This window comes from Corynebacterium sp. TAE3-ERU30, from assembly GCF_019209925.1.
GTDB lineage: Bacteria > Actinomycetota > Actinomycetes > Mycobacteriales > Mycobacteriaceae > Corynebacterium > Corynebacterium megadyptis.
Window position 1 is genome coordinate 160,742 of sequence record NZ_JAHUTO010000003.1, and the last position, 25,717, is coordinate 186,458.

Here is a 25,717-nt window from a genome sequence, read left to right on the forward strand (position 1 = left end):
CGGTTTTTCCAAACCATTTAAACAAGGTCTCGTGAAAATCTGGGGTCGACGGATTCCAGCGCAAAGAATCAGCTTATACCACAGCTGCACGCTTGTAAAGGCCGTGGGCGATGAGGCGAATGGGACAGCAGTGCTGAGACTGGCATTCACGCCGCAGGCGGCCTGTATAAACATCGGAGTGGATCGAGGTGGCAGCGTGAAAATCTCACGCGCCGGTGCCGACCTCCTCACGGCCCGCCTGTTCCCGGCGCGCCCGGCGTCCGCCGATAAATACCCCGATGAGCGCTAGGAGCGCCAGAGCTTCACCGCATCCTAGCAGCACCCAGCCCGCGATCCGAATACCCTGTCCACCGCGCGTGTGCTCCGCGGCGGCAGCGAGTGCCTGCTGGTTCTCCTCGCTCATGCGGAACTCTCCCACCAGCACCAACTCGGGTTTTTCCCGCTTGGCGTCGGCGTAGAAGTCGTTAATATTCTCCTCGATATTGAGCACCAAGCCGCTCTCGACGTCCACAGAGATCCGGCGATCGACCTCGTGGTAGAGATAGCCGGCCGAGTCATCCTGCAGCCGTGCGGTGTTGAAGATTCCGGGGTAGGACTGCGCCACGTTCTGCGGCTCGATGTACTGGTGATAGACCTTCACCTCACGGCCGGCGATCTCGGAGTTCTCCACAAACTCCAGAGGAAAAGAGCGGCGCAGGGTGGAGTCATAGAATTCCAGGCCGTGATTGGCGGGGTTGGGCTCGAACTTGAGCCACTGGCCGCCGATATCAAAGCTGCGGGTGGGGCTGGCCATTTGATCCGCCACGGTGGCAGGGGAGCTCGCGAGCCCCGTGAGCCGGTTCATGCGATAGCTGGTGATATCGGCGGTGATCAGGCGGTCTTGGTCCGCCTGGCGGGACTCGCGCATGAGCGTCGAGCCGGCTTTGACGGTGACGGTGTCCGCATCGGCGGGATCTACGAACTCAAAGTGCACCTGCTTGGTCACCGGCGCATCCAGTACCCGTCCCTCGGGCGAGCTGAGCAGCCGTGACTGTGCCGTGTCATCGCGAAGCGTCCACGTCACCGGGCCCGTGTCGAGGGCGATGCGGGAATCGGTGTGCAGTGCGCGCGGCAAAAAGAGCCCCGCCGCGATGAGGGCGGCGGCCAACCCGAGAACAAGGGAGGCGGCGATGCGAGACTTTGGCAGCATGCCTAAAGAGTGTAGCCGCCGCCCTTTGCGCAGTGGGACCGAGGCGCATGCGCAGCGCACCACCCCGGCTATCTCAGGCACGGGGCCCTCTCCCCTCCTGCTCCGAAGGCGAGGAGAGCACCGCGGCCATGCGCACGGCGGCAGTGTCTGAACCAGGCGGTGTCCGGGCCATCTTGTAGGCTTGCCCTAGTATCTGAGCGCCGCCGCCCGAAGCGCTCGTTTTCCTCCCACTATTGCCACTGACCTCGTTGTATGGAAGGACGTTTTCTGCGCCGTGTCTGATCCCCATCCTCAGCACCAGCCTCAGCACCCTGAGGAGCAGGCGCGCGCCGATCACGCCGCCCAGCAGCAGCCCGATAGCGCCGCCGCCCCCAGCAGCGCCGGCCCCGGCGACTCGGACGACGAGAGCTCGACCCCGCCCACCCCGGCGTTTATTGCCTCGCCGACGACGCGCGATAAGTGGCTTTTTGTCTATCTCTTCGCGGATATGATGCTGAGCCTGGCGATGATCCCGCTTCGGGTGTGGCTGCTCAACAATCCGCTCCCTTATGCGCTGCTCGTGGGCGGCTATACCTCCGCGATTATTGGCGGCGCCCAGTCCACCGTGGGTGGCACTGCCGCGTGGGTGATCGTGGTGTGCGCCCTGGTGGGCGGGCTGCGCTCCATCCCCCTGTGGTGGATGATTGGCCGCTGGTGGGGCCGCGAATACCTCGCCATGGTGGTGGAACAGTCGCCACGGATGCGCACCTGGTTGGACCGTCTGGGGCGGCTGAGTCCTCCCCTGCTGCTGGGCGCGATCTTTATCTCCTATATTCCCTTCATGCCGATTCGCCTCATCGCGAATCTTTTGGCCACCATCCGCGGAGTATCCTTCCGCATGATTCTGGCGGTCAACGCCGCCGGCGTGCTGGTACGCAACAGCATCTTTGCCTATATCGGTATCCGCTATGGCGAGCAGGTGATCGGGGTGGTGGATCAGATCAATCGCTATGCCCTGTGGATCACGCTTGCTTTGGTGGTCTTTGCTGTGATCTCGGCTCGCCGCTCCAAGAGCCGCCCCGTCTAGCTGTCGGTAGGCTGGCGCCATGGATACCTTTCGATCACATTCTGGACTACGGCTGCCCGTGCAGGGCTTGGGCACCTATAAGCTCAAAGGCGCGGCGGGAGTGGAGTCCATTCGCTCCGCTATCTCTGCGGGGTATCGGCTCGTAGACAGCGCCTATAACTACGAGAATGAGGGCACCGTGGGCAGGGCGGTGCGCACCGCGCTGCGTGCAGATGGCAGCGCCACTCGCTCGGAGCTGCTCATTACCTCCAAGCTGCCGGGGCGCTATCACAGCGACGCCGTCACCTGCGTGGAAGAGTCCCTCTATCGCTTGGGACGGAACTTTATTGATCTGTATTTGATCCACTGGCCCAATCCCTCGCAGGGGCTGTTTATCGACGCCTACCGCGGGCTCATGGCCGCGCGGGATAAGGGACTCATTCGCCACATCGGCGTGTGCAATTTCCTGCCGGAGCACCTCGAGCAGGTAGAAGCCGCCACCGGCGAGCTTCCCGCAGTGAACCAGATCGAATTGCACCCCTACTTTCCCCAGGTCGAGGCCCGCGCCTATCACCGCGAGCGCGGCATCATCACCCAGTCGTGGAGCCCGCTCAACCGCGGCGAGGTACTCGAGGAACCGGTGCTGACAGAGATCGCCCGCGCCCATGATGCGACCCCGGCGCAGGTCGTTCTCGCCTGGCATCGCGCCATCGGCGCACTCGCCATTCCGAAGGCCAGTTCCCTGCAGCGGCAGCAGGAGAACCTGGCCGCTCTGGAGATCACCTTGGATGCGGCCGAGGTAGAGTCCATCACGGCGCTGGGCCGGGCGGATGGGCGTCGTAAAGCCCAAGACCCCGCAGTCTATGAGGAGTTTTAGGCTGCGCCCCGCGCTGCCCTGAGCACCGGTCACCCCGAATACTGGGGCGGCCGGCGCTGCTATATCCGGGGCGCGCACCGCCCACCGCGCCATACCCCCTTCTTGGTGAAAACTACCTACGGTTCCGTCAGAGCTCTTCTATGTGACCCGCAACGCACTTAGGATTCTCTTCTATAGCGTTCATCTATTTTTCATCGACATAGAAAGCTGGATCCCATGGCCCCTATCTCTCGCCGCGGCGCCGCACTCGCGCTGGTATCCACCACTGCCCTGCTGCTGCCCCAGCACGCCGTCGCCGCCCCGCTGCTTCCTCCGGCCCCAGAAGTAAGCTCCTCCACTTCCGGCTGGCCGGATCTGCCGGAGGACATCGCGCCGCCCTTCGTGCCGGAGCCGCTGCGCGAGGCCGGCCTCACTGGGCTGCGGCTCACCGCCCCCTATAACGAGGCTCCCGGCGCGATCCGCAGCACCTTTGGTCAGCGCGGCCCCCACGAGGTGGCCGCCACCACGGTAGCGCGGCAGTGCACCGACGCTTTTTATGTGTTCTACAACTCGATATTGCGCTACCAGAACGGCGCGAACTCGGAGGCGCCCTGCTATGGCACCTGGCCCTCTGGACCGGAATCCCCCATCGGCTCCCAGCTGGTCTACCCGGCAGACATCGCCGAGTCTGATCCCGCACCGTTGATCGTGCTCTCCCCCGGCATCGGCGCCGAGCCGGGCATGGTTTCTCGCCAAGCCGAGCTCTACGCCAGCCACGGCTATGTGGTGGCCATCGGCTACACCTGGATCAACTGGTTCGGCTACCAAGTGGAGCTGGCCGCCACCGCCGCGATCGACGCCACCACCAGCCCGGGCCCGCTGCAGGGCAAGATTGACACCTCCCGCACCGTGCTCGTCGGCCACTCGGCCGGCGGCGGCGCTGTGATGCGCGTGGCCGAAAGCCTCGGGCCGGCGATGCACGCCGTGGGCGATGAGAACTTCGCCGTTCGTGGCGTGACCGCCGTCAACCCCGGCCCCGCGGATTTCGGGCTCGCCTCCGAGCCCACCACCAAGCCCGCGCTGGTGCTCTTCGCCGAGCACGAGACCCTGGTGGCCCACCCGATCTCTGAGTTGCTCTACACCAATGCCCGCGGCCCCAAGTGGCGCGCCACCGTGAACAATGCCTTCCATGGCACCTTCGTGGATGCCCCGGAGCACAACGTGTACGGCGGTCTGGTGCTCTCCTTCAGCGAGTACGTGCTGAGCAATTCGGAGCGCACCCAGGCCATCTACACCGGTGAGGGCTTGGCGTCTGACTCCGAGCTGCACGATGTGCAGCGGGAGAATATCGGCTAGCCCTGCGCCCTGCGCCCACCATCCGCGCCGCTCGCGACCAAGGAGTTGTTCCCATGACCTCGACACTGCGCCGCCGCCTGCTCACCCTCTGCGCCACGCTCGCGCTCGTACCCACCGCTACCGCCACCGCCCAGGCCGTGGGCGATAGCCCGCAGCCGGTTCTTCCCGACTCGGCTGGCCCCCGTGCCTGTGTGCCGCATCTGGGTAATCCGGCCCAGGGCTATGGGCAGTTCCCCTTGGGGCTGGTGCCGCCGGATTTCGGTGATGAGGGCTATGAGGACTTGCCGGTGGCCGATCCTGCAGGACTTCCCGAGCAGGTGGTGCTGCGCGATAATACCCAGGGCTTTAATGACAAGGTGGAGGTGGCGCTGCGCCACGGCGAGCTTGCCGTGCGCCATGTGGGCGATCCGGTCTGGCGGCAGCTGCCTACTCCCGACTGCCTGCGTGGGGAAATCGTGGGCATCTCGCTCAACGAAGATGCGCTAGTGGCCCTTGATGACGCGGGGTGGATGTACACCCTGTCTAATCTCTTATCCAGCCCCAGCCGCTGGGGCTGGATCCGGGCGTGGGGCGGGCCGGTCTGGCTGGGGAAGGGGCACCGCTCCCCCACCACGGAACCGGGCCGCTGGGCGCTGAGCGTGATCGGCACCCACACCGACCGCTGGTATGACACCCCCGATGGCAAGCAGCAGCCGATCTCTTTGGCGAAGGTCACCCAGGTGGTGGCGCTGAGCGAGGATGGCTCGCGGATCTACACCCTCGATCCGTGGCTGGCCCGCGACTACTCCTATGAGGTGGGCACCCCACTGAACTCGCGTTTCCGCGTGCACAGCATCAGTGCTGGCGGCTCGGTCATCTTTGTCACCAATAAGTATGGCGATATGTACACTCGCCTGTCGGATTTTGATATCAACGGCTCCGATCCGGCCCAGTTCCGCTACACGTGGGGCGAGGATGCTCGCCCCGCCGCGCCCGATGCGCTGCGCCACCGGCTGGATCCTCGCACCGCCCCGATTGGGCTGCCGGCCGAGGACTGGGCCCAGCAGCCGCATATCCCCGGCGAGATCACCGACCGCATCTCTATCCACTCCACCGCCGCTGGTTCGGCGCAGCGGGAATTGCGGGTCGAGGGCCGCCACGCAGGCCGCACCGGCTACTGGCATAAGCAGCTGCGCGCCAGCGAGTGGGAGTTCACCCCCACCGACGCGCCCTTGCAGGGCACGCTGCTGGAGAACTCCTCCTATGATCGCTCCCACGAGACTCTCGCCCCTGCCTCGCCCTTCTCCTATGCGGGATCGCTCAGCGACGCCGCCCGCCTGGAGGTAGATGAGTTTGCTTATGCCTCGCCCTCCCGCGAGGTGGACCTGCAGATCAACGGGCGCCGCTATCCCCTCGTGCTGCACACTATCGATGGCCGTCTCGGCTCGGCGCTGAGTATGCGCACCTTGCCCATCGAGGGCGAGTTTGGGCCACGCCCAGCAGGCCTGGTGCAGGCTGTGCCGCGCAACTATATGGCCGCCTTTGAGGTGCCCGAGGCCACCCGCAGCGCCGCGGCCAACGATCCCGCCCTGGCGCGCTTCCTGCGGGACTATCTGGGCGATGAGCAGTTCCATCAGGTGTATCTGAAGGTCACCCCGAACACCATGGAGATCATCAACTCCCCGGTGCCGAATCTCGCGGCCCCGCTCATCAGTGACACCGCCACGCTGCACGCCGTGGAGCGCTAGCCGCAGGCCCTCGGGCACAGCAAAAACCTCCCCAGCACCTACAGTGCGGGGAGGTTTTTAGGCATGTACCTTCTCACGCTGCCACGCGCGGCGGCAGCGGAGAAAAGGAAATGACCTTACTTGAGGGAGACCTTAGCGCCGGCATCCTCGAGCTTGGTCTTGGCAGCCTCAGCGTCGTCCTTGTTAGCGCCCTCGATGATAGCCTTCGGAGCGGACTCAACGAGCTCCTTGGCTTCCTTCAGGCCCAGGCCGGAGACGATCTCGCGGACAGCCTTAATAACGCCGATCTTCTTGGAGCCAGCGTCCTCGAGAACGACGTCGAACTCGTCCTTCTCCTCAGCAGCAGCGGCACCCTCAGCGCCCGGAGCAGCAGCAACAGCAGCAACCGGAGCAGCAGCGGTGACGTCGAAGACCTCTTCGAATTCCTTAACGAACTCGGAGAGCTCGATGAGGGTCATTTCCTTGAAAGCTTCAATGAGCTCGTCCTTGGTGAGCTTAGCCATGATGGCAATCCTTTCGGTAGTGTTCCTCCCCAGCGGTGGCGCCAGTGCGCGGCCGCCGAGGTGAATCTAGGTGTAATGAGTGTGTACTTTCGCGGTATCTCGCCGCCGGGATGGCGTCGACAAGCTGCAAAAGTTCAGGGTTAGTCTTCCTTCTTCTCCTGCAGCGCGACAGCGAGTCGAGCCACCTGAGAAGCGGGAGCGTTGAACAGGCCAGCGGCCTTTGCCAAGCTGCCCTTCATGGCGCCGGCCAGCTTCGCGAGGGTGACCTCGCGGTTGTCCAGGTCAGCGATAGCGGAGACCTGCTCAGCATTGAGCGCGTCACCGTCCATGAAGCCGCCCTTGATGACGAAAGCCTTGTTGTCTTCGCCGAACTTCTTCATCGCCTTGGCAGCGTCAACTGCCTCGCCCTTAACGAAGGCGACTGCGGTGGGTCCGGTGAAAACATCGTCGAGGCCCTCGACGCCGGCATCCTTAAGAGCCAGCTTCATCAGGGTGTTCTTGGCGACGGAGTACTGGACATCTTCGCCGAGCGAACGACGCAGTTCAGTCATCTGAGCCACGGACAGGCCGCGGTACTCACTGACGAAAATGGAGTCTGCGTTCTCAAAGCGAGCCTTGAGCTCCGCAAGATCCGATGCGTTCTTCGGGTTAGCCATTACTTCGCCTCCTTCCTCAATATGTCTTGTGTCGTTTCCGCCGAGGCTTCCCACAGATGCAGAAAGCCCCGTGCAAGAGCACAGGGCATATCCCTTTCACTACTGAAAGGCATGATTCCAAGTGTCTCCTGCGTGGGCCGGCTGAATCACTTCAGCACCTTCGACCCGCCCAGGCTGGGCGGATGACCGACGGTCTTCGGTGAAACTTGTCGCGACCCGCCGATGAGGCGAGCCGCTCAAACTTCGACTGCTTAACCTATCCCCTTGTCGCTGTAGAAGTCAAATATGCTCAGCGTTCCTTCGCTTATCGACGCTTGCAGCCCCACACCCCCACCGGCCCTCGCACACCCGTGCGCCCAAGAGCGGACGCTGTCTGCCCCGGGGCCTACACTCACAGATATCGACCCGCTACCGAACGCTTCAGGAGATCAGTCATGCCCGCCGCCAACCCGGCCCCGCGCCCCGCTGCGGATGTGGAATTCGCCGTGGTTGATCTGGAGACCACCGGGCTGGGCGAGCGCGATCGGGTGGTGGAAATCGGGGTAGTCATCAGCGATGCGCGGGGGACGATCCTGCGGGAATGGGAAAGCCTCGTGCAGCCGGGCTGCGCCATTCCCACCACGGCGATCCATGGCATTAGCGCCGCCGATGTGCGCGATGCCCCGCGCTTCGCCGAGGTAGCCGCCGAGCTGGCCGAGCTGCTCGATCAGCGGGTGCTCGTCGCCCATAATGCCCCCTTTGATCTGCGTTTTTTGCGCCGCGAGTTTGCGGCGGTGGAGGTGGAATTCGCACCACTCCGCTGCCACTACCTCGATACCTGCGTACTCGGGCGTGCGGCTTATCCCAGCTCTCCTTCGCGAAGCCTGCGCACGCTCTTGGAGATGGCCGGCATTAACAATGCCGCCGCGCACACCGCGCTTGCTGATGCGCGCGCCACCGCCGAGCTGCTCGCCGCCTGTATGCAACGGCTAGAGCTAGCGCCACCCACCGAGTCCTTCGCCTTTCACCACGGACTCAGCCCAGCGCTCCGCGCGATGGCAGCGCCCCGCTATCCGCGCCGCCGCCGGCCCCGGCAAAGTGTGACTCAGAATACTTTTACTTCGCTAGAGTGAAACTATGAGCCCCCACAGCGCCCCCGCAGCACAGCCCTCCCGTGGCGCGGATAGCACCGCCGCCTGGGACGCGGATGTGATCCTCTATGACGGCAGCGTGGCCACTGTCCGCGCGGTACGCGACAGCGACCGCCCGCTGCTGGTGGAGTTTTATACGCGCGTCTCCGATGCCTCGAAATACTTGCGGTTCTTTAGCGCCCACCCCACTCTCAGCGAGAGCGATTTGGACTCCTGGGTGCAGGTGGACCACCGCGATACGGTCACGCTGGTGCTCACCATGCGCGAGCAGATCATCGCCACCGCCCACTACGGGGTGGTGGACAAGCTCCTGCCCCAGCGCGTGGCCGATGTGTCCTTCCTGGTTCAGGACGACGCCCAAGGCAAGGGGGCGGCCAATATTTTGCTCGAGCATCTGGCACAAGCGGGCCGCGATAATAAGGTGGAGCGCTTCTTTGCGGAGATGCTCACCCAGAACCGCGCGATGGTGCACGTCTTTCGCCGCGCCGGCTATGAGGTTCGCCCTGAACTGGAGGACGGTTTTATCACCGTCGATTTTCAGATCGACCCCACCGACCGTTCCCGCGAGGTGATGCTGCAACGCGAGCATAAATCCGAGGCGGCCGCGATTTCGCGGCTGCTGCGCCCACGCTCCGTAGCGGTGGTGGGCGATAGCGACAGAATGCAGGCCTTCATTAGCCGCATCTTCTCCTCGCATTTCCGCGGGCAGGTGCATGTGAGCACGGGGCCGGTGCACGCCCCCGCACCGGCGGCGGAGGATCCAGCCCCGGCGGCTCCCGCAGCCCCCGAGCTGCTCGCTGCCATTCCTGGCCCCATCGATCTGGTGGTGGCCCACTATGAGCAAGAAAGCTTTGACGCGCTCTTGGCCACTGCCGCGGCGAAAGAGGCAACGGGCATCGTAGTGCTGGCGCGGGGGGAGAATCCCTCCTTGAGTAGCGAGGATGCCCGCCACGTGCTGAGTGCGGCCCGCGCCCGCGGCATACGTGCCCTCGGGCCGGCCTCGCTCGGGCTGATCAATACTGACCCCGAGGTGAGTCTCAACGCCACCCCGGCACCGCTCCCACAGCGCGGGCCGGTGGGACTATTCACCCAGTCCGCCGGGGTGGCCACCCTGGCTCTCGCCCGCGCAGTGGAGCTGAAGATCGGCATCAGTTCTTTTCTCGCCTCCGGCGCTTTCGCGGATGTCACCGGCAATGACGTGATCCAGTATTGGAGCGCCGATGAGGCTACCTCCATCGCGCTATTAAGCCTCGACGCCATCGGTAACCCGCGTAAGTTCTTCCGGCTGCTCCGCCGCCTCGCCGTGGATAAACATGTGGTGGTGTTTAGCCCCTCCCGTGCGCTGCGCTCGGCACTGCCCGCCGCCGCGGCCCACGACCCCGCGGCGCAGGACTCCGAGGTGCACGCCCCTGCCGCCGCCTTCGATGAGGTCATTCGCCGCACCGGGGCGATGGCGGTCTCCCGGCGCGACACGATGTTCGATATTGCGCGCATCCTCTCCTCCCAACCGGCGCCGGGCGGTCGCCGGGTGACGGTGATCTCCAACTCGGCGGGCTTGAGCGAGCAGATGGCCCAGGCCGCAGGCCGTTTCGGGCTGGTGGCCGAGGCGGTCACCGTACGCGGGGAACCAGTGGCGGGACTGGTCGCCGCCACCGCAGAGGCCCTCCGTAGCGACTGCAATGCGGTGCTGTGTGCCGCAGTAGAGATCAGCGAGCCGATCATCGCCCCCGTACTGCCGCAGCTGCACGCTCTGGCCGCCGACGCCGCTATTCCGCTCCTTGCCGCCGTGGTGGGCTTCGATGAGCGTCTCGCTCACCTCTCTGCGGAAACTGGATGCTCTGGGGTGCCGCTCTTCCGGAACTATGCCGATGCCCTCGAAGCACTCGGGGTGATCGTGGAGACCGCCGAGATCAAGGCGAAGCAGCGTTATGAGCAGCCGGATAGCGCCGGGTTCGATCGCGGACGTGCCACCTCCGTGATCGAGCGCGCGCTCGCGGCCGCTCCGGAGGGCGGGGCACTCAGCGATGAGGACTGTGCGGAGCTCTTGTCCTGCTATGGCATTGAGCTGGTGCGCTGGGAGCCGGCCCGCACAGTGGATGAGGCCCACTCCGCCGCCGAGGGCTTCGGCTGGAATGTGGTGCTGAAAGCCACCGCCGCCCAGGTACGCGGCCGCCCGGAGCTACACACCATTCACCGCGCGATCAACGATCTCGCCTCCTTGCGCCGCGCTTGGGATGCGCTCGGCCAGCTGGGCGTGGAGCTGGGGCTGGCCGCCACCGCCGAGGAGGCCGTCCAGGCCCTGCACCCGGTGGTGCAGCCGACGGTGTCCACCGGCACTGCAGTGAATGTGCGCGGTATCGAAAACCCCGTGCTGGGCCCGATGATCTCGCTGGGGCTGACCTCGGCCGCGGCGGTGCTGAATGAGGATCGTCGCTGGTGCACCCCTCCCCTGAGCGAGACAGAGGCCCGCGCCATGATCACTCACCTTGCCACTGCCCCACTGCTCACCGGCTATCGCGGCACCGAGGCGGCCGACCTCAGCGCGCTGCAGCGCATTATTGTGCAGCTCGCCCAGTTGAAGGACGATCTGGCCAGCGTCGCGGAGATCGAGCTCACGCCAGTGATCGCCAGCCCCCACGGTGCCCAGGTGGTGGGCGCGCGCGTGGTGGTGCAGCCACAGTCCCGCTCCCGCGATCCCCTGATTCGAGCGATGTGATGCGTCATGTCCCGACCTGTGTTGCTGCACTCGGAAACGCTGTATAGCTATAGCTTTGGGCGCGAGCACCCCATGGGCCCAGACCGGGTTCGGCTGGCCGTGGAGCTGGCGGACTATCTTGGCGTTCTGCCGCTCTGCGATACCGCCGTTCCGCTGCCGCAGCACCGCGAACAGGCGCGCCGGATCCATGACCCCGACTATCTGGCGGCGCTCGGCCAGCTCACCCCCAATCCCGCCTATGGCTGGGGCACCGAGGACAATCCTCTCGCCGCCGGAATCCATGAGGTGGCGCTCGATATCGTGGCCGCCTCGACCACCGCTGCGCAGCTGGTGTGGGAGGGCCACTGCACACGGGCGGTCAATATTGCCGGCGGCCTGCACCACGCGCAGCGCCGAGGAATTTCTGGTTTTTGCATGCTTAACGACGCCGCCGCGGCCATTGAGTGGCTGCTGCGCCATGGCGCCCAGCGGGTGGCCTATGTGGACGTCGATGCCCACCACGGCGATGGGGTGGAGCAGATGTTTTGGGATGATCCGCGGGTGCTGACGATCTCAGTCCACGAATCGGGGCTCTATCTTTTCCCCGGCACCGGCTTCGCTGGGGATATCGGGGGACCGCAGGCCCTGGGCACCGCGGTCAATGTGGCCGTGGAAAAAGACATCACAGATCGGGAATGGCTGCGCGCGGTTCATGGCATCATCCCGCCGCTGCTCCAACGCTTCGCCCCAGAGATCATCATCTCCCAGCATGGTGCCGACCCGCATCGCGCCGATCCGCTGACCCACATGAGGCTGTCGGTCAACGCCATGGAGATGGTCGCACGTTCGGTGCGGCGATGGGCGGATCGCTATGCCCAGGGCCGCTGGGTGGCCCTCGGCGGTGGCGGCTACCACCGGGACTCGCTGGCTCGCAGCTGGGCGGCGCTCCTGGCCGTAGTCGCCGGGGTGGAACTCGACATGGCCACGCCCATGCCCGCCGGATGGGAGAGCCGAGTGCACCGCCACGGGGTGGTGCCTACCTCGACCACGCTGGGCGATTCGTGGGCCGATCTGGCTGGGGTGGAGCCCACCGAAGTCATCGGCGGGCAGCGCTGCCAGGCCATGGTGGCGACCTCCAAGGCGGCATTTCCCTATTGGGGTATCGCCTCCTATCCGAGCCCCTAGGGCCACACCTGGTCTCCGTGACGGCTCCAGCGCAGGGCAAAGCTGAGAGAACTATGCCCCCATGACACCCCGGGCAGCGCGGCGCATTTATCCCCCTCACAGGAATATGGCCCCGTTATCGATAACCAGACGCCTAGAAGTGTTCTAGCTCATAGTCCGCGCGGGCAAGGATCGCCACACTCGGCGGCGCTGCGATAACGCGCTAAATATTGTCCTCTGCCGCCATTCTCAGATAGTCCAGATGTGCCTCCATCGCCTGCACGGCCCGCCGCACATCACGGGTGATGACCGCATCCGCGATGTCGATATGGCGTGCCGGCGCGGCCGCTGTCGAGCCATAGTGCGGCGCATGCGCATGCAGCCCGTTCACCCGGCACTGATCGCGCAGCCGCCCCAGCAGTTCCACCCACCGCTGATTGCCCGTTAGCGATACCAGGTAGAGGTGAAAGTGGTGATCCGCCTCGAGATAGTCGAACATGCCTCCAGCACTCGCCCCCGTCGAGAGCTCATCGGCATGTGCCGCATACTCCTCTATGTTCGCGACCTGCTCTGATGTCAGCCGCGCTGCCGCCACCGTGCGCACGGCCTCTACCTCTAGGAGCCGACGTAGCTGGTAGATCTCCCATACATCCGTACTGCCGAGCCGCACCACGCGGAAACCACGATTGCGCACCAGCTCCAGCAGACCACGCTCTGTCAAGCTCATCATGGCCTCTCGCACCGGCGAGTTGGACACCTGCAGCTCCTTCGCCATGGCATTCGCCGAGTAGATCTGCCCCACCTGCATATCTCCCTGCAGCAGCAAGAGCCGAATATGCGTCTCCACCCACGACTTATAGGTGCTCCAGGTCTGTCCCTCCTCACCGACAAAGCCCTCCACGTCGGACATGCACACCTCCTCTATGGCCCCATACCGGACGTATGAGGACCCACAACTTGTGCCTTTAGGTTATATATAACATAAACTGAGCTCCACGTCTCAGGGCCGTGTGCCTATGCAGTGAGGCACAAACCAGGCAAAGAAGACTGCACCACGCCGTCGCTCCGGCGCCGTGTGTGCTCATGTGAAAGGAGATTCATGGTGATGGATTACGTCACCTTGTCGCAAGCGAAATCAGTCGACAGCGTTATTCAGTCCGTATTCGGACCAATCGTGGACGTTATGGAGAAGGTTGTGTTCTTCTCCATCCCCGTGGGCGGCGCCCAGCTGCCCCTCGTGGTCGTATGGCTACTCCTCGCGGGACTATTCTGCACATTCTTTCTTCGCGTCCGCCCCATCCGCGATGCGGCACAAACGATGCACGTTATTCGCGGCCGGCTGGCCAAGAAATCTGACCCGGGCGAGGTGACGAGCTTCCAAGCCTTTGCTACCGAGCTCGCCGGAACGGTGGGACTCGGCAATATCGCCGGTGTGGCCGTGGCCATTGGTGCCGGCGGCCCCGGCGCCTCCTTCTGGATCGTCCTCGCCGGCGTGATCGGCATGGCCGTGAAGATGGCCGAGGCCACCCTCTCCCAGATGTTCCGTCGCGTCAATAGCGATGGCACCATCTCCGGTGGCCCCATGTATTACCTCAGCGATGGCCTCGCCTCCGTGGGCAAGGCCAAGCTGGGCAAGGTGTTGGGCATGACCTACGCCATCGGCTTCGCCATTGCCGCCTTCGGTGCCGGCAATATCTTCCAGGCAAACCAGGTGGCCCTGCACGTTATCGAGATCACCGGTGGCTCGGAGAGCTTCTTCAGCGGCAATGCGTGGCTGATTGGTGTCATCCTCGCCATCCCCGCTGCCGTGGTGATCATCGGCGGCATCCAGTCCATCTCCAATTGGACCTCCCGCATGGTTCCGCTGATGGCGGTGCTCTACGTGGTGGGTGTTCTCACCGTGCTCGCAGTGAACTTTGACAAGCTGGGAAGCGCCTTCTCCCTCATCATCTCCGGCGCCTTCACCCCTGAGGGCGTGACCGGCGGTGTGATCGGTGTGATGGTGATCGGTATCCAGCGTGCGCTGTTCTCCAACGTTGCCGGTGTTGGTACCGCTGGCTTCGCGCACTCCGCCACCAAGAACCAGAACGCCACCGAGGAGGGCCTGACCGCCGCATGGGAGCCCTTCGTCGACTCCGTTGTGGTCTGCACTCTCACCTCCCTGGCAATCATCACCACTGGCGTGTACCAGAACGCCAGCGATGAGGGCGTGATGATGGCCACCGGCGCCTTTGCCACCGTGAACCAGGGCTTTACCTATGTGCTCTCGCTGTGCATTGTGATTTTCGCCTTCTCCACCCTGCTGTCTTATGCCTACTACGGCCAGAAGGCCGCCGGCTATGTGTTCAATAACAGCAAGAAGGCCGAGATGGCCTATAAGATCGGCTACCTCATCATGATTGTGGTGGGTGCAGCCGTGTCGCTGGACACCGTCGTGCGCTTCTCCGACGCCGCCTTCTTCTTCGTGGCCATCCCCAATATTCTCGGCATCTACCTGCTGGCCGGGCCGCTGCGCCGCGAAATCGCCGGCTACCGCAAGGCCACCGCCGCCGGCAAGATGGAACCCGCTCCCGAACCGGAGCAAGTAAAGATGCTGAACACCGATTAGTTCAGGCACACGCGCAACTCCGTGCCCTCGCGTGAGCTCGGACGCCCCGAGCCGCGAGTGCATCTTCCGCTGATACGCGCCTGTCTCTCCGCTCGCCGGAGGGTTGGGCCGCGGAGCGGACTGTGCGCCCTCCACTGGGAGATTCTCGTTATTCTCCCCACCGCCACCACTGGCCTGGGGGTGCTGTTCTGCAGCACCCAGTACTCCAGGCACAAGGGGTGGCGATCTTTTTTCGGCGCTTCTTTCCCCACATTCCTGTCCGCTCGGTTACCTAGTTGGCTTCTCGCAGCCCGCGGCCTGGGCAGGAGTTACTGCCTACTGCGGTGGCATCCTTAAAGAACCATCGAGGCGGATGGTTTCTCCATTGAGATAGTCATTGTCCACGATGCTTTCTACGAGCGCGGCATATTCTCGCGGGTGCGCCATGCGCCCCGGGAGGGGCACGCGCGCCTCGAGCTCTTCGCGCACACTATCTGGCATTGCGGCCATCATTGGGGTAGCCACCACGCCCGGCGCGATGGCGTTCACCCTGATACCGCTGCGGGCCAGATCCCGGGCGGCGGTGAGGGTGAGGGCATGGACCCCGCCTTTGGAGGCCGCATAGGCTGCCTGGCCTATCTGCCCTTCGAATGCCGCCACCGAGGCGGTCATGAGGATGACGCCGCGAATGCCGTCCTCGTTCACCGGTTCTTGCTGGGCCATTACGGCCGCGGCCGCTGCCACCACCGAGAAAGTGCCGCAGAGGTTAATGTTGATCACCTTCGCGAAGAGCTCGGGATCGTGGGCCCCTGCCCGGCCCACGATGCGCTTCGAGGGCGCGATCCCGGCGCAGGTCACCACCACGCGGATCTCACCGAGGCGGGCGGCGGCGTCCACTGCCGCCTGCACCTGCTCCGGATCGCTGACGTCCACCGGAATGTAGTGCACCCCGTCGAGCGGCTGTTCACAGGCATCGATGGCATCGGGAAGATCACAGGCCGCGATAGTCATGCCGCGCTGCTGCAGGCGCTGGGCGGTTGCCGCCCCCAGCCCGGAGGCTCCTCCGGTGATGATGGCAACGGTTCCTGGTTCAATCTGCATGGCTGCTCCTTAAATCTGTACAGGGCTTATTAGACGAAGGCGGATATACCCGTGACGGCGCGACCAACAATGAGCGAGTTGATCTCATAGGTGCCCTCATAGGTGTAGAGGATCTCGGCGTCGTTGAGCAGTTTGGAGACCTCATAGTCAGTGAGGATGCCGTTGCCGCCGCCGATAGCGCGGGCTAGCTGCGCCGATTCCCGGGCGAGGCGGGTGCCGGTGGCTTTGACCAGCGCGGCGTGGGGCATATCGAAGGCGTCTTCTTCTTGGAGCCGTGCGATGGAGGCCATCATGGACAAGGTGGCGGTGGCATTGCCGAGGATTCGTGTGAGCTGTTCTTGTACCAGCTGGAAGGCGGCGATGGGGGTGCCGAACTGGATCCGCGTCAGCGCGATGTGGCGGGCGCGATCGAACATGGCGAGCTGAATCCCTGCGGCCTGCCAGCCCACCCAGGCGCGGGAGTTGCGCAGCATCTCATTGGTGGCGGCGAAGGATTCCGCTCCGGGGATGAGCGCGGAGTCTGGTACCTCCACGTGGTCGAAGGCGAGGTCCGCGTTCTGCATGATGCGCAGGCCCATCTTGCGCGAGATTTTGCTTCGCGTAATACCGGGCGCGTTCAACTCCACGATGAAGCCCTTGACCTGCCTATCGGCAACATCGCGGGCGAAGAGGATGGCAAAGTCGGCGAAGGTGCCACCACCGATCCAGCGCTTGGCGCCATTGAGCACCCAGCCGTTTGCGGTGCGTTCGGCGCTTAAGGCCAGGCCCCCTGCCACATCGGAGCCATGCTCCGGTTCGGTGAGGGCGAAACAGCCGAGGTTGTCGAAGCGCCGCAGCCCCGGCAGCCACCTGTTCTTCTGCTCGTCGGAGCCGAGCTGGCTAATGAGGTCTACGACCAGCTCATTGTGAATGCCGACCAGCGCGGAGAGGGAGACATCGGCGCGGGTGACCTCGGCATAGGCGAGCCCCTTGAACAGCCGCGAGGCGCCGGAGAATTCGAGTTCGCCTAATCCGTGCTCGGCGAGCAGGGGCAGCAGATCGAAGGGGAACTCTTCGCGGTCCCAATACTCGCCCACCACGGGGCGAACCTGTGTTTGCAGGACATCGTGGAGGGCGGCAAGACGGGTGCGCTCCTGCTCGTCCAGCATGTGTGCCACGGCGAGGATATCGACCTCGGGGATATGCGCTTTCGCGAGCAGGGCGGGATCAGTAGGGAGTCCGGCGTGCGGGTGGGACATGGGGTGCTCCTAAGATGAAACAAGGACAAAGCCACAACAGCATGTGTGTCCTAGAACACAAAGTACGGTTTATTCAGGAATTGTACAGTTGCTGTGTGGAATGTACAGCCCTTTGCCGAGATCCTGCGCTAGAAAGCCCCCTCACTTCATGACCACTACCACCCCCGTCGCCGCCCCGCTGACCCCACGCCAACAGGAGCTTTTTGCCACCCTGCGCAAGGATTTTCTCGCCCACGGTTTCGCTGATTTCACCATCGATCAGGCGGTGCGCACCCTGCATTGCTCGAAGTCCACCATCTATGCGGTGGGCCGAACGCGCGATGAGATCATCCGCCGGGTTTTGGTGAGTTTCTTTCGGGACGTGGCCGAGCACACGACTGCGGCGATCAGGGACGCAGGGAGTCGTCGACAAGCATTGGAGCGCTATTTCAATGCCATGTCCGAGGCCCTGCAGCCGGCGTCCCAAGAATTCATGCACGATATGTGCACGTTGCCGGTAGCCACCGAGGTCTACATCACCAATACCCGCGCGGCCACCGCCCAAATCCAGCGCATCATCACCGATGGCATGCAGGCAGGGGAGTTTCGCGAGGTACCGGCCTCCTTTTTAGCCGCGCTTATCGACGCCACCATGACCCACATCCAGGCGGGGGAATACGCGCACACCCTGCCGATTCAAGACACCTATCAGGTCTTGGGCGGGATCATCCTGCACGGCATCGACGCGAGCTGAGCCAGCTTAGGGCAGCAGCCGTAGCGCCTTGCCCAGGCGCAGCGCCGCCGTCATGATCCGCGCATAGCCGCGACGCGAGAGCCGCTGCGGGCCGCGAATGGAGAGGAAGCGCTGCTCAGTGATGTTTTGGGCGGCCGTGTATTTCATCATGCCCTCGCGGCCATGCCGGTGCGCCAGCCCAGAATCCTTCCTGCCACCCATGGGGTTATCGATTGCCGCCCACGCGGCCGTGTAGCCATCGTTGATCGCGACCGACCCCGAAGTCACCTGCGGCGCCAGCTCCCAGGCGGTAGCGGGAGCGGCACACACGCTGGCATTGAGCCCATAGCGTGTGTCATTGGCCGCGGCGATCGCCTCCTGCACATCCTCCACCGGCTGGAGATACACCACCGGGCCAAAGACCTCTTCGGTGCGCAGCCGCGCCTGCTCCGGCACATCGCTGAGCACGGTGGCCTCGTAGAAATAGGGACCCAGATCGGGGCGGGCGCGTCCGCCGGCAAGCACCTGCGCCCCGTGAGCGCGGGCGTCCTCCACAAAGGAGTGCACGCTCTCCAGCTGGGTGGCCGAGGCCAGCGAGCCCATATCCGCATCCCAAGCGAAACCGCGCACGTGGGAGAGCTGCTTAACCCGCTGCACAAAGGCATCGCGGAAGGCCGCATACACCGGCTTTTCCACATAGATGCGCTCAATCGACACGCACAGCTGGCCAGAATTGCTAAAACAGCCATCGATGGCGCAGCGCACCGCGGCGTCGAGATCGGCATCGGCGCAGACGATCATCGGATTTTTCCCGCCTAGCTCCGCCGAGTAGCCGATCAGGCGACGCCCCGCCGTCTCGCCTAAGAGTGCGCCGGTGGCGCTCGAGCCGGTAAACATCAAATAATCGCACTGCTCCGCCACGGCGCCGCCGACTACCGCGCCGGAGCCGGTGACGATCTGCGCTAGGTCGCGAGGCAGGCCAGCGTCGAAAAGCAACTGGTAGGCGAGCAATGCCGTAAACGGGGTGGCACTATCCGGCTTAAGCACCACGGCATTACCGGCCAAGAGAGCAGGAAGTGCATCGCAGATACTCAAGGAGAGCGGATAGTTCCAGGGGCTGATCTGCCCCACCACCCCATGAGGATGGTGGTACTCCCGCGAGCGCGAGAGCACCGGCATGGCGCCACGACGCCGCCGCGGGGCGAGGAATTTCTCCGCATGGCGGGCGTAATAGCGCGCATTGGTGGCCACGTCCATGACCTCATCGAAGGCCGAGGTGCGGTTCTTGCCCGTCTCCAGCTGCACAATATCGCAGAGCAGGTCCCGGTGGCGGAGAACGGCGTCATGAAAGCGCTCAACAATCACGCGGCGCTGCGCTGGGGAGACCGTACGCCAGGCGGCCTGGGCGCTGCGCGCCCGAGCGAAGGCCTCCAGCACATCCCCCTCGGTGCCGGCATAAACCCACGCAATCGTCTCGCCGCTAAAGGGAGCCTCCACCGGGATGCGCTCCCGCTCGCCGGCACCTTCCCGCGCGGGCACAGTGAGCTGGCGGAGGGACGCTGCGAGATCGGTGGGCAGGGGGCCAAGGGCGAGACGATGCGGCATCATGCCTCGGAGAGTACCAACTCCACTGCCCCGCCGGCGCTCTGCCCAGCAGCTCACGCACACATCAGTACATTTTTTGGAGAAACCGTATCATTTTGGAACGTCTTCGTTTAGGCTTGAGACTCACATCACATCGACTCATGAATATTGATCCGCGCTACACCCGCCCAGCGAAGGAGTACCCATGGCTCAGGCGATCATTCCCAACGACACCACCCGCGCATTTCTCGCGGCCCGTGACTTCCTCGTGGAACACCAGCAGGACTACGACGCAGCGCGCGCCGGCTTCCACTGGCCCCGCTTCGAGACCTTCAACTTTGCCAGCGACTGGTTCGACTATCTCGCCACCCACCCCGACTCCGCCACGCGCGAAGCCCTCGTGATCACCGAGGTCGATGGCTCCGATACCCGCCGCACCTACGCCGAGCTGGCGCAACGCAGCACCCAACTCGCCGCGTGGTTTCACCAGATCGGCATGCGCCGCGGCGACCGCGTGATGCTCATGCTCAATAACCAAGTGGAGCTGTGGGAGACGATGCTCGCCTGCATTCGCGGCGGCTTCGTGCTCAACCCGGCCACCGCGATGCTCGGGGCGGCGGATCTGCAGGATCGCACCACCCGCGCCGAGGTGTCGTGGGTGGTGGCGAACCCCGAGGACGCCGAGAAGTTCAACGACGTAGACGGCGAGTTCACCGTGATCCAAATCGGCCCAGACGGCAGCGATGCACCACCGGCACAACATTCCCATCCCACCGTGCAGTATTCCGAGTCCTTCCACGCGCCGACGGAGTTCGAGCTCAGCGAGGCAACCGGCGCGGACGATACCCTGCTGCTCTACTTCACCTCCGGCACCACCTCCAAGGCGAAGCTGGTGGAGCATACCCACACCTCCTATCCGGTGGGCCACTTGAGCACCATGTACTGGATCGGCCTCGAGCCGGGGGATGTGCACCTCAACGTGGCAGCCCCTGGCTGGGCGAAGCATGCGTGGTCGAACTTCTTCGGCCCCTTCATCGCCGGGGCCACCATTTTCCTCTATAACTATGCGCGCTTCGACGCCGCCGCCCTGATGCAGAAGATGGACGAGGAGAAGGTCACGAGCTTCTGTGCCCCACCGACCGTGTGGCGCATGCTGGCCCAAGCCGACCTGGACCTTCTCACCACCCCGCCACGGAAGGTGGTGGCCGCCGGCGAGCCGCTGAACCCAGAGTTGATCAGCCATGTGGAAAAGAAGTGGGGCGTGACCATCCGCGATGGATTCGGCCAAACCGAGTCCTCGCTGCAGATCGCCAACTCCCCCGGCAATCCCGTGAAGGCCGGCTCCATGGGCCGACCCATGCCCGGCTTCGAGATCGTGTTGAAAGACCCCGCCACCGATGAGCAGGGCGATCATGGCGAAATCTGTATCTCCCTCGACCCGCGGCCTGTGGGTCTCACCCCGGGCTATTATGGCGATCCCGCGAAAAATGCCGAGACCTTCCGCGAGGGCTTCTACCACACCGGCGATATCGCCGAGCGCGACGAGGACGGCTATATCACCTATATTGGCCGCGCTGATGATGTGTTCAAGGCCTCGGACTATCGCCTCTCCCCCTTCGAGCTCGAGTCCGCGGTGATCGAGCACCCGGCCGTGGCCGAGGTGGCGGTGGTGCCCTCCCCCGACCCGATTCGCCTCGCGGTACCCAAGGCCTATGTGATTCTCGCGGCCGGCTATGAGCCCACCGCCGAGACTGCCGAGAGCATTCTGCGGCATTGCCGGGCGGCACTTGCCCCTTATAAGCGGATTCGCCGCCTCGAGTTCCACGATCTTCCCAAGACCGTCTCCGGCAAGATCCGGCGCGTGGATCTACGGCGCCGCGAAATGGACATTCACCAGGCCGATGCCGGTGCCTCCACGGTGGCCACAGAGTGGGCCGATAGCGATTTCCCCTCCCTCAAAGGTTAAAAGCGGCCTCGCTGCTCAGCCACCTGGACACACGCACCACGCGCCCACCCGAATGCTCGGGGTGGGCGCGTGCTGTGCCATCGCGGCGGGTTTTAGCGGTGAGTGAACTCGGCGTCGCGCTTGTTCACAAAGGCGTCCATGCCTTCCTTTTGATCCTGGGAGGCGAAGGCCGAGTGGAAGACGCGGCGCTCGAAGAGCACGCCTTGCTGCAGGGTGGTTTCGAAAGCGGCATTGACCGCCTCTTTGACCATCGTGGCGGCAACGAGAGACTTCGCAGCGATCTCCTCGGCCACCGCGAGCGTCTCTTCCAGCAAAGACTCCGTGGGCACCACCCGAGAGACCAAACCGGCCCGCTCAGCTTCCTCGGCATCCATCATCCGCCCAGTCAAGCACATGTCCATGGCCTTGGACTTGCCCACCGCGCGGGTGAGCCGCTGGGAACCGCCCATGCCGGGCAGCACGCCCAGCTTGATCTCCGGCTGCCCGAAGCGGGCGGACTCGGCGGCGATGATGAAGTCGCACATCATGGCCAGCTCACAGCCGCCGCCAAGGGCATAGCCGCTCACCGCGGCGATCACGGGGGTACGCACGGCGGTAAGCCCGTCCCACTCGGCAAACCAGTTGCTGCGGTACATGTCGGTGGCGGATTGCTTGGCCATCTCCTTGATGTCCGCCCCCGCCGCAAAGGCCTTCTCTGATCCGGTGATCACGATGCAGCCGATGGCATCGTCCGCGTCATAGGCCTGGGCCGCGGCAACGACCTCGCGCATGGTGGCTTCGTTGAGGGCGTTGAGCGCCTTGGGGCGATTGAGGGTAATCAGGCCAACACGGCCTCGGGTCTCGCACACAATAGTCTCGGTCATGGCTCTCCTTCGAGTTCAGAGTGATAGGTAGTTGTATTAGCTCGCTCGTGGGACAACGCCCCTCGGGAAACGCGCCACGGCGGTGTATCTGCCACGATACGCACAACTGCTGAGAGAGGGCATCGCCCCCTGAGCTATCGCAGCCTGCTAGGTGGCGCGCTCGAGCAGCAGGGCCTCGCCTTGGCCACCACCGCCGCACAGGCTCACTCCCGCCCGCTGGCCCCGCCCGGCGTGCAGCGCCTGGGCGGCGTGCACCACCAGCCGCGCCCCCGAGGCACCGATCGGATGCCCGAGAGCAATCGCGCCACCATCGGGATTGAGTACCGCAGGCTCGATTCCCAGCACCCGCGCTGAGTGCACGACCACCGCGGCAAAGGCCTCGTTGATCTCCACCCAGTCGAGATCACTCGCCCGCCAACCTTGGGCTGACAGCGCGGTCAGTAATGCTTGCGCCGGTTGCTCCTGCAGGGAGTTATCGGGACCTGCGACCTGCCCATGCGCTTTCACGACCGCAAGGACAGTCCAACCCTGCTCCGCAGCGATACGCCGCTGGGTAAGCACCACCGCAGCAGCCCCATCGGAGATCTGTGAGGAATTGCCCGCCGTGAGCGTGCCCTCGGCAGCAAAGGCGGGACGCAACCGCACGAGGGTATCGACCGTGCACTCGGGGCGGATCCCCTCATCCTCGCTGAGCAGGACCTCCCCCTCGCGGGAAGAGGTGAGAACGGGAACGATCTCGGCGTCGAAGTACCCTTCCGCGGTGGCGCGGGCGGCGCGCTGATGCGAGCGCGCGGCCACCTCGTCTTGTTCCTCGCGGCTCGCGGGATAGCGCTGCGCGTGCGACTCCGCGAGCTCCCCCATGGAGATATGCAGGTCGGCCGCACTCAGCCCATCGTGACTCATGTGATCGAGGGTGTGCAGCGGGCCAAAGGTGGTGCCCCGCCTGCTATCCATGAGTAGATGCGGGGCCTGGGACATGGACTCCATTCCACCAGCCACCACCACCTCGGCATCCCCGAGCCGCAGCATGCGGGTGGCGTCGATAATCGCGCTCAAGCCGGAGAGACATACTTTATTCACGCTCGCGGTGTGCGCCCGCGGAGAAATACCGGCAGCTAATGCCGCTTGTTTGGCGGGGTTTTGCCCTACGCCTGCGCTGAGCACATGCCCGAGAATCACCGCGTCGACCGCGGCGGCGGGAATGGGCGCACTCTCGAGGGCGTGGCGCATGGCGATCGCTGCCAGCTCAGGCGCACTGAGCTGCGAAAGTGCACCGAGCATGCGGCCGGTAGGGGTGCGTGCAGCACCGACAATGACGATGTCCGTATCCGCGGTGATTGTCATGGGGCCTCCCGATGGAGAAACACAAGGTGTACGTTTTGAACCCCTATCGTACCGCCACCATGAGATCCACGCCACATCTTTGTGGGTATCTCCAGAAACGCCAAAGGGCACAGCCCCCGCAGTGGAAGGCTATGCCCTGAAGCTTTTATTAATCACGTGACGCTTGTCGACGCATTCTCCTAGTCGCGGCTACGCAGTCGGACCAAGAGGAGCGTGCCGCCGAGGAAGATCATCACGAGAGCAATGATGCTCATGGTGATCACCGAGGCACCGGTATTAGCCAGGCCGTGGCGCTTTTCTTCCTTAGCTGCCGACTTCGAGGGAGCCGCGGTGGTGTGAGGCACCGTGGTGTGAGGTGCGGAACCCTGAGTGCGGATCGGCTTCTCGGCAGTGGAGGTACCGGGAGCGGCCACCGAGCGAGTCGTGGAAGACGGGGTGGTGGACTCGGAGGTCTCGGAGTTCACAGAAGTGGTCTCCTCCGGAGTGGAGGTCTCGGACTCGGTGGTCTCGGACTTCTCCTCCTCGCGCTCAGTCCCCTTAGCCGGCTCGTCCTTCTTCGGCTCGTCCTTCTTCGGCTCGTCCTTCTTGGGCTCGTCCTTCTTCGGCCCCTCGGGCTTAGCGCACTCGGGGCTCTTCGGGCAGGAAGGCTTTACCGGAGCCTGGGTGGGCTTTTCCGGAGTCTGGGACGGCATCGGTTCTTCAGAGGTGGTCTGCTCAGGCACAACAGGGGCGGACTTAACAACGATCGTCTGTGCGCGATCCTCGCGGTCCTGGTGCAGAACCTCGTGCCCACCTTCGACAGCCTCGCCGGCCTCGGTGCGTACTGCCTTCTCAAAGACAACGTAGGAGTGGCCGGGCTCCAGAGTGACCTTGCCGAAATCAACCTTGACGCTGCCCTTAGCCTCGCTCACGGTCTCCACCTGGGTGGCCTTAGCGACAACACGATCATCGCCTAGGTCCATGAGTTCACCGGTGAAGGTGTACTCCTTGCCCTGCTCAAAACCTTCGTAGTCAATGGTATCGACCACATGCACTGCCTCGTCCACCTCGGCGGCGTCGAGCTCCACGGCTGCGTCTGCGGAGGCCTTTTCACCCTCCACAGAGACGGTGGTGCGCATAGCGGAGGGGGTGCGCTCCTCCTCCTTCTGGGTCTCCTTCTTGTTATCGTCTACGACCACACGCTCGCCATCCTTGCCGTGGGTCATCTCCACGGTAAGCAGGTTCTGGAAGGCTTCGGCATCGACGGTGCCCGCACGGCGCGGGGTCTGATCGGTCACATAGACGCGGATAACGGCGTCGTCCGGGTGCTGCTCCAGCTGCACCTCAGGATCTTGGCCGACAAGGGCGGCAGCGGCGCGAGCCACATTGAAGTTCTGGCGAGCAATGTCATCGACGGCGGCGAAGGAGTCAGCGCTGGGCTCCTTGGTTCCACGGGCGGTGAACATGTTGTCGGTGTAGCGCCATACAGCGAGCTGGGTGGCGTGGTAGAAGTCGCCCTCGCTGAGGCCGAAGCGATCCTTGATACCAGCTGCATCGAAGCCGTAGCCATTGTAGATGGTGCGCAGAATGGCATCGTTGAACTCGTCGCTGTTATCGAAGGCCGAGCTCGTCCCGGAACCGGGCTTGTTGGAGGCCTTGAGCAGATCATAGGACGAGGTCATGCGTACCGGATAGTTCGACTCGCCAGAGGTCGGAGGCTGCAGGCGCTGGTTGAAGCAGAATGCCACCTCGCCGTCGCTATCGGCAACGTTCTGTCCGGTCCATTCGGTGACACGGTAGTGGCTGAAGGGTTCCTCAGCACTGAAGCCGCGGTAGTCCTGCTCCTCGGCGTGAGCGGTAGCCGGGAGGCCCACCGCAATTACTCCCATGAGCAAGGTGATGGCGACCAGCACGGCCGCCCAGCTTGTTCTTAAAGCGTTCAATGTTCTCCTGCTTTTCAGTATTCGATCCGGCAGCGATCCGGGCGGATAGGTGTACCGCCCGTGGACACCGGGATTGTTT

General features: G+C 64.1%; 20 protein-coding genes. 10 read left to right on the forward strand and 10 right to left on the reverse strand.

The window, feature by feature from the left end:
* Positions 1-205: 205 nt before the first annotated feature.
* Positions 206-1,189 carry a DUF3068 domain-containing protein gene (locus KR227_RS06785; RefSeq protein WP_218364555.1) on the reverse strand — a complete coding sequence of 328 codons (984 nt, stop codon included), beginning with the start codon at positions 1,187-1,189 and terminating at the stop codon, positions 206-208.
* 274 nt (positions 1,190-1,463) lie between these two features.
* Here KR227_RS06785 and KR227_RS06790 point away from each other — a divergent pair, with 274 nt between their 5' ends.
* The 4 genes from KR227_RS06790 to KR227_RS06805 all read left to right on the forward strand — a co-directional run bounded on the left by KR227_RS06790 (position 1,464) and on the right by KR227_RS06805 (position 6,173).
* Complete coding sequence (locus KR227_RS06790) at positions 1,464-2,255, forward strand: DedA family protein (protein WP_218364557.1); 792 nt, start codon at positions 1,464-1,466, stop codon at positions 2,253-2,255.
* Positions 2,256-2,274: 19 nt separating this feature from the next.
* Positions 2,275-3,111, forward strand: coding sequence for an aldo/keto reductase (locus KR227_RS06795; protein WP_218364559.1), 837 nt, complete (start codon positions 2,275-2,277; stop codon positions 3,109-3,111).
* Between the two features lie 216 nt (positions 3,112-3,327).
* A complete protein-coding gene (locus tag KR227_RS06800; protein ID WP_218364561.1) occupies positions 3,328-4,446 on the forward strand; it encodes an alpha/beta hydrolase in 1,119 nt (372 codons plus the stop codon).
* A 53-nt stretch (positions 4,447-4,499) separates the two neighbouring features.
* Positions 4,500-6,173 (forward strand): hypothetical protein, encoded by a 1,674-nt coding sequence (locus tag KR227_RS06805; protein ID WP_218364562.1) that lies wholly within the window; start codon positions 4,500-4,502, stop codon positions 6,171-6,173.
* A 116-nt stretch (positions 6,174-6,289) separates the two neighbouring features.
* On the opposite strand, the gene rplL is transcribed toward KR227_RS06805, so the two are convergent.
* Both rplL and rplJ read right to left on the reverse strand, forming a co-directional pair.
* Positions 6,290-6,676, reverse strand: coding sequence for a 50S ribosomal protein L7/L12 (gene rplL, locus KR227_RS06810; RefSeq protein WP_151528983.1), 387 nt, complete (start codon positions 6,674-6,676; stop codon positions 6,290-6,292).
* A 140-nt stretch (positions 6,677-6,816) separates the two neighbouring features.
* On the reverse strand, positions 6,817-7,332 hold the full coding sequence (gene rplJ, locus KR227_RS06815) for a 50S ribosomal protein L10 (protein WP_151528984.1): 516 nt from the start codon (positions 7,330-7,332) through the stop codon (positions 6,817-6,819).
* Between the two features lie 434 nt (positions 7,333-7,766).
* Here rplJ and KR227_RS06820 point away from each other — a divergent pair, with 434 nt between their 5' ends.
* Genes KR227_RS06820 through KR227_RS06830 form a run of 3 tightly spaced genes read left to right on the forward strand, consistent with a single transcriptional unit; the run spans position 7,767 to position 12,342 of the window.
* The gene (locus KR227_RS06820) at positions 7,767-8,444 is read left to right on the forward strand and encodes a PolC-type DNA polymerase III (RefSeq protein ID WP_218364564.1); all 678 of its coding nucleotides are present in this window, start codon (positions 7,767-7,769) and stop codon (positions 8,442-8,444) included.
* A gap of 4 nt (positions 8,445-8,448) precedes the next feature.
* Positions 8,449-11,178 carry a GNAT family N-acetyltransferase gene (locus tag KR227_RS06825; RefSeq protein ID WP_218364566.1) on the forward strand — a complete coding sequence of 910 codons (2,730 nt, stop codon included), beginning with the start codon at positions 8,449-8,451 and terminating at the stop codon, positions 11,176-11,178.
* A 6-nt stretch (positions 11,179-11,184) separates the two neighbouring features.
* Complete coding sequence (locus KR227_RS06830; RefSeq protein WP_218364568.1) at positions 11,185-12,342, forward strand: acetoin utilization protein AcuC; 1,158 nt, start codon at positions 11,185-11,187, stop codon at positions 12,340-12,342.
* 202 nt (positions 12,343-12,544) lie between these two features.
* On the opposite strand, the gene KR227_RS06835 is transcribed toward KR227_RS06830, so the two are convergent.
* Positions 12,545-13,231, reverse strand: a complete 687-nt coding sequence (locus KR227_RS06835) for a GntR family transcriptional regulator (protein WP_218364570.1) — start codon at positions 13,229-13,231, stop codon at positions 12,545-12,547.
* Positions 13,232-13,426: 195 nt separating this feature from the next.
* On the opposite strand from KR227_RS06835, the gene KR227_RS06840 reads away from it, so the two are divergent.
* Complete coding sequence (locus KR227_RS06840; protein ID WP_255549180.1) at positions 13,427-14,929, forward strand: sodium:alanine symporter family protein; 1,503 nt, start codon at positions 13,427-13,429, stop codon at positions 14,927-14,929.
* 315 nt (positions 14,930-15,244) lie between these two features.
* On the opposite strand, the gene KR227_RS06845 is transcribed toward KR227_RS06840, so the two are convergent.
* The gene (locus tag KR227_RS06845; RefSeq protein WP_218364574.1) at positions 15,245-16,009 is read right to left on the reverse strand and encodes an SDR family NAD(P)-dependent oxidoreductase; all 765 of its coding nucleotides are present in this window, start codon (positions 16,007-16,009) and stop codon (positions 15,245-15,247) included.
* Between the two features lie 29 nt (positions 16,010-16,038).
* Positions 16,039-17,247, reverse strand: coding sequence for an acyl-CoA dehydrogenase family protein (locus tag KR227_RS06850; RefSeq protein WP_218364576.1), 1,209 nt, complete (start codon positions 17,245-17,247; stop codon positions 16,039-16,041).
* Positions 17,248-17,395: 148 nt separating this feature from the next.
* Between KR227_RS06850 and KR227_RS06855 the strand changes: the two genes are divergently transcribed.
* Positions 17,396-17,980 (forward strand): TetR/AcrR family transcriptional regulator, encoded by a 585-nt coding sequence (locus KR227_RS06855; protein WP_218364578.1) that lies wholly within the window; start codon positions 17,396-17,398, stop codon positions 17,978-17,980.
* 6 nt (positions 17,981-17,986) lie between these two features.
* Here KR227_RS06855 and KR227_RS06860 read toward each other — a convergent pair whose 3' ends face one another.
* A complete protein-coding gene (locus KR227_RS06860) occupies positions 17,987-19,567 on the reverse strand; it encodes a succinic semialdehyde dehydrogenase (protein ID WP_218364580.1) in 1,581 nt (526 codons plus the stop codon).
* A gap of 181 nt (positions 19,568-19,748) precedes the next feature.
* Here KR227_RS06860 and KR227_RS06865 point away from each other — a divergent pair, with 181 nt between their 5' ends.
* Entirely contained in the window at positions 19,749-21,509 is a 1,761-nt protein-coding gene (locus KR227_RS06865; protein WP_218364582.1) for an AMP-binding protein, read from the forward strand.
* Positions 21,510-21,601: 92 nt separating this feature from the next.
* Here KR227_RS06865 and KR227_RS06870 read toward each other — a convergent pair whose 3' ends face one another.
* The 3 genes from KR227_RS06870 to KR227_RS06880 all read right to left on the reverse strand — a co-directional run bounded on the left by KR227_RS06870 (position 21,602) and on the right by KR227_RS06880 (position 25,608).
* Positions 21,602-22,372 (reverse strand): enoyl-CoA hydratase, encoded by a 771-nt coding sequence (locus KR227_RS06870; RefSeq protein ID WP_218364583.1) that lies wholly within the window; start codon positions 22,370-22,372, stop codon positions 21,602-21,604.
* Between the two features lie 147 nt (positions 22,373-22,519).
* Positions 22,520-23,716 (reverse strand): acetyl-CoA C-acyltransferase, encoded by a 1,197-nt coding sequence (locus tag KR227_RS06875; RefSeq protein WP_218364584.1) that lies wholly within the window; start codon positions 23,714-23,716, stop codon positions 22,520-22,522.
* A 179-nt stretch (positions 23,717-23,895) separates the two neighbouring features.
* Entirely contained in the window at positions 23,896-25,608 is a 1,713-nt protein-coding gene (locus KR227_RS06880) for a thioester-forming surface-anchored protein (RefSeq protein ID WP_218364585.1), read from the reverse strand.
* Between the last annotated feature and the right edge of the window lie 109 nt (positions 25,609-25,717).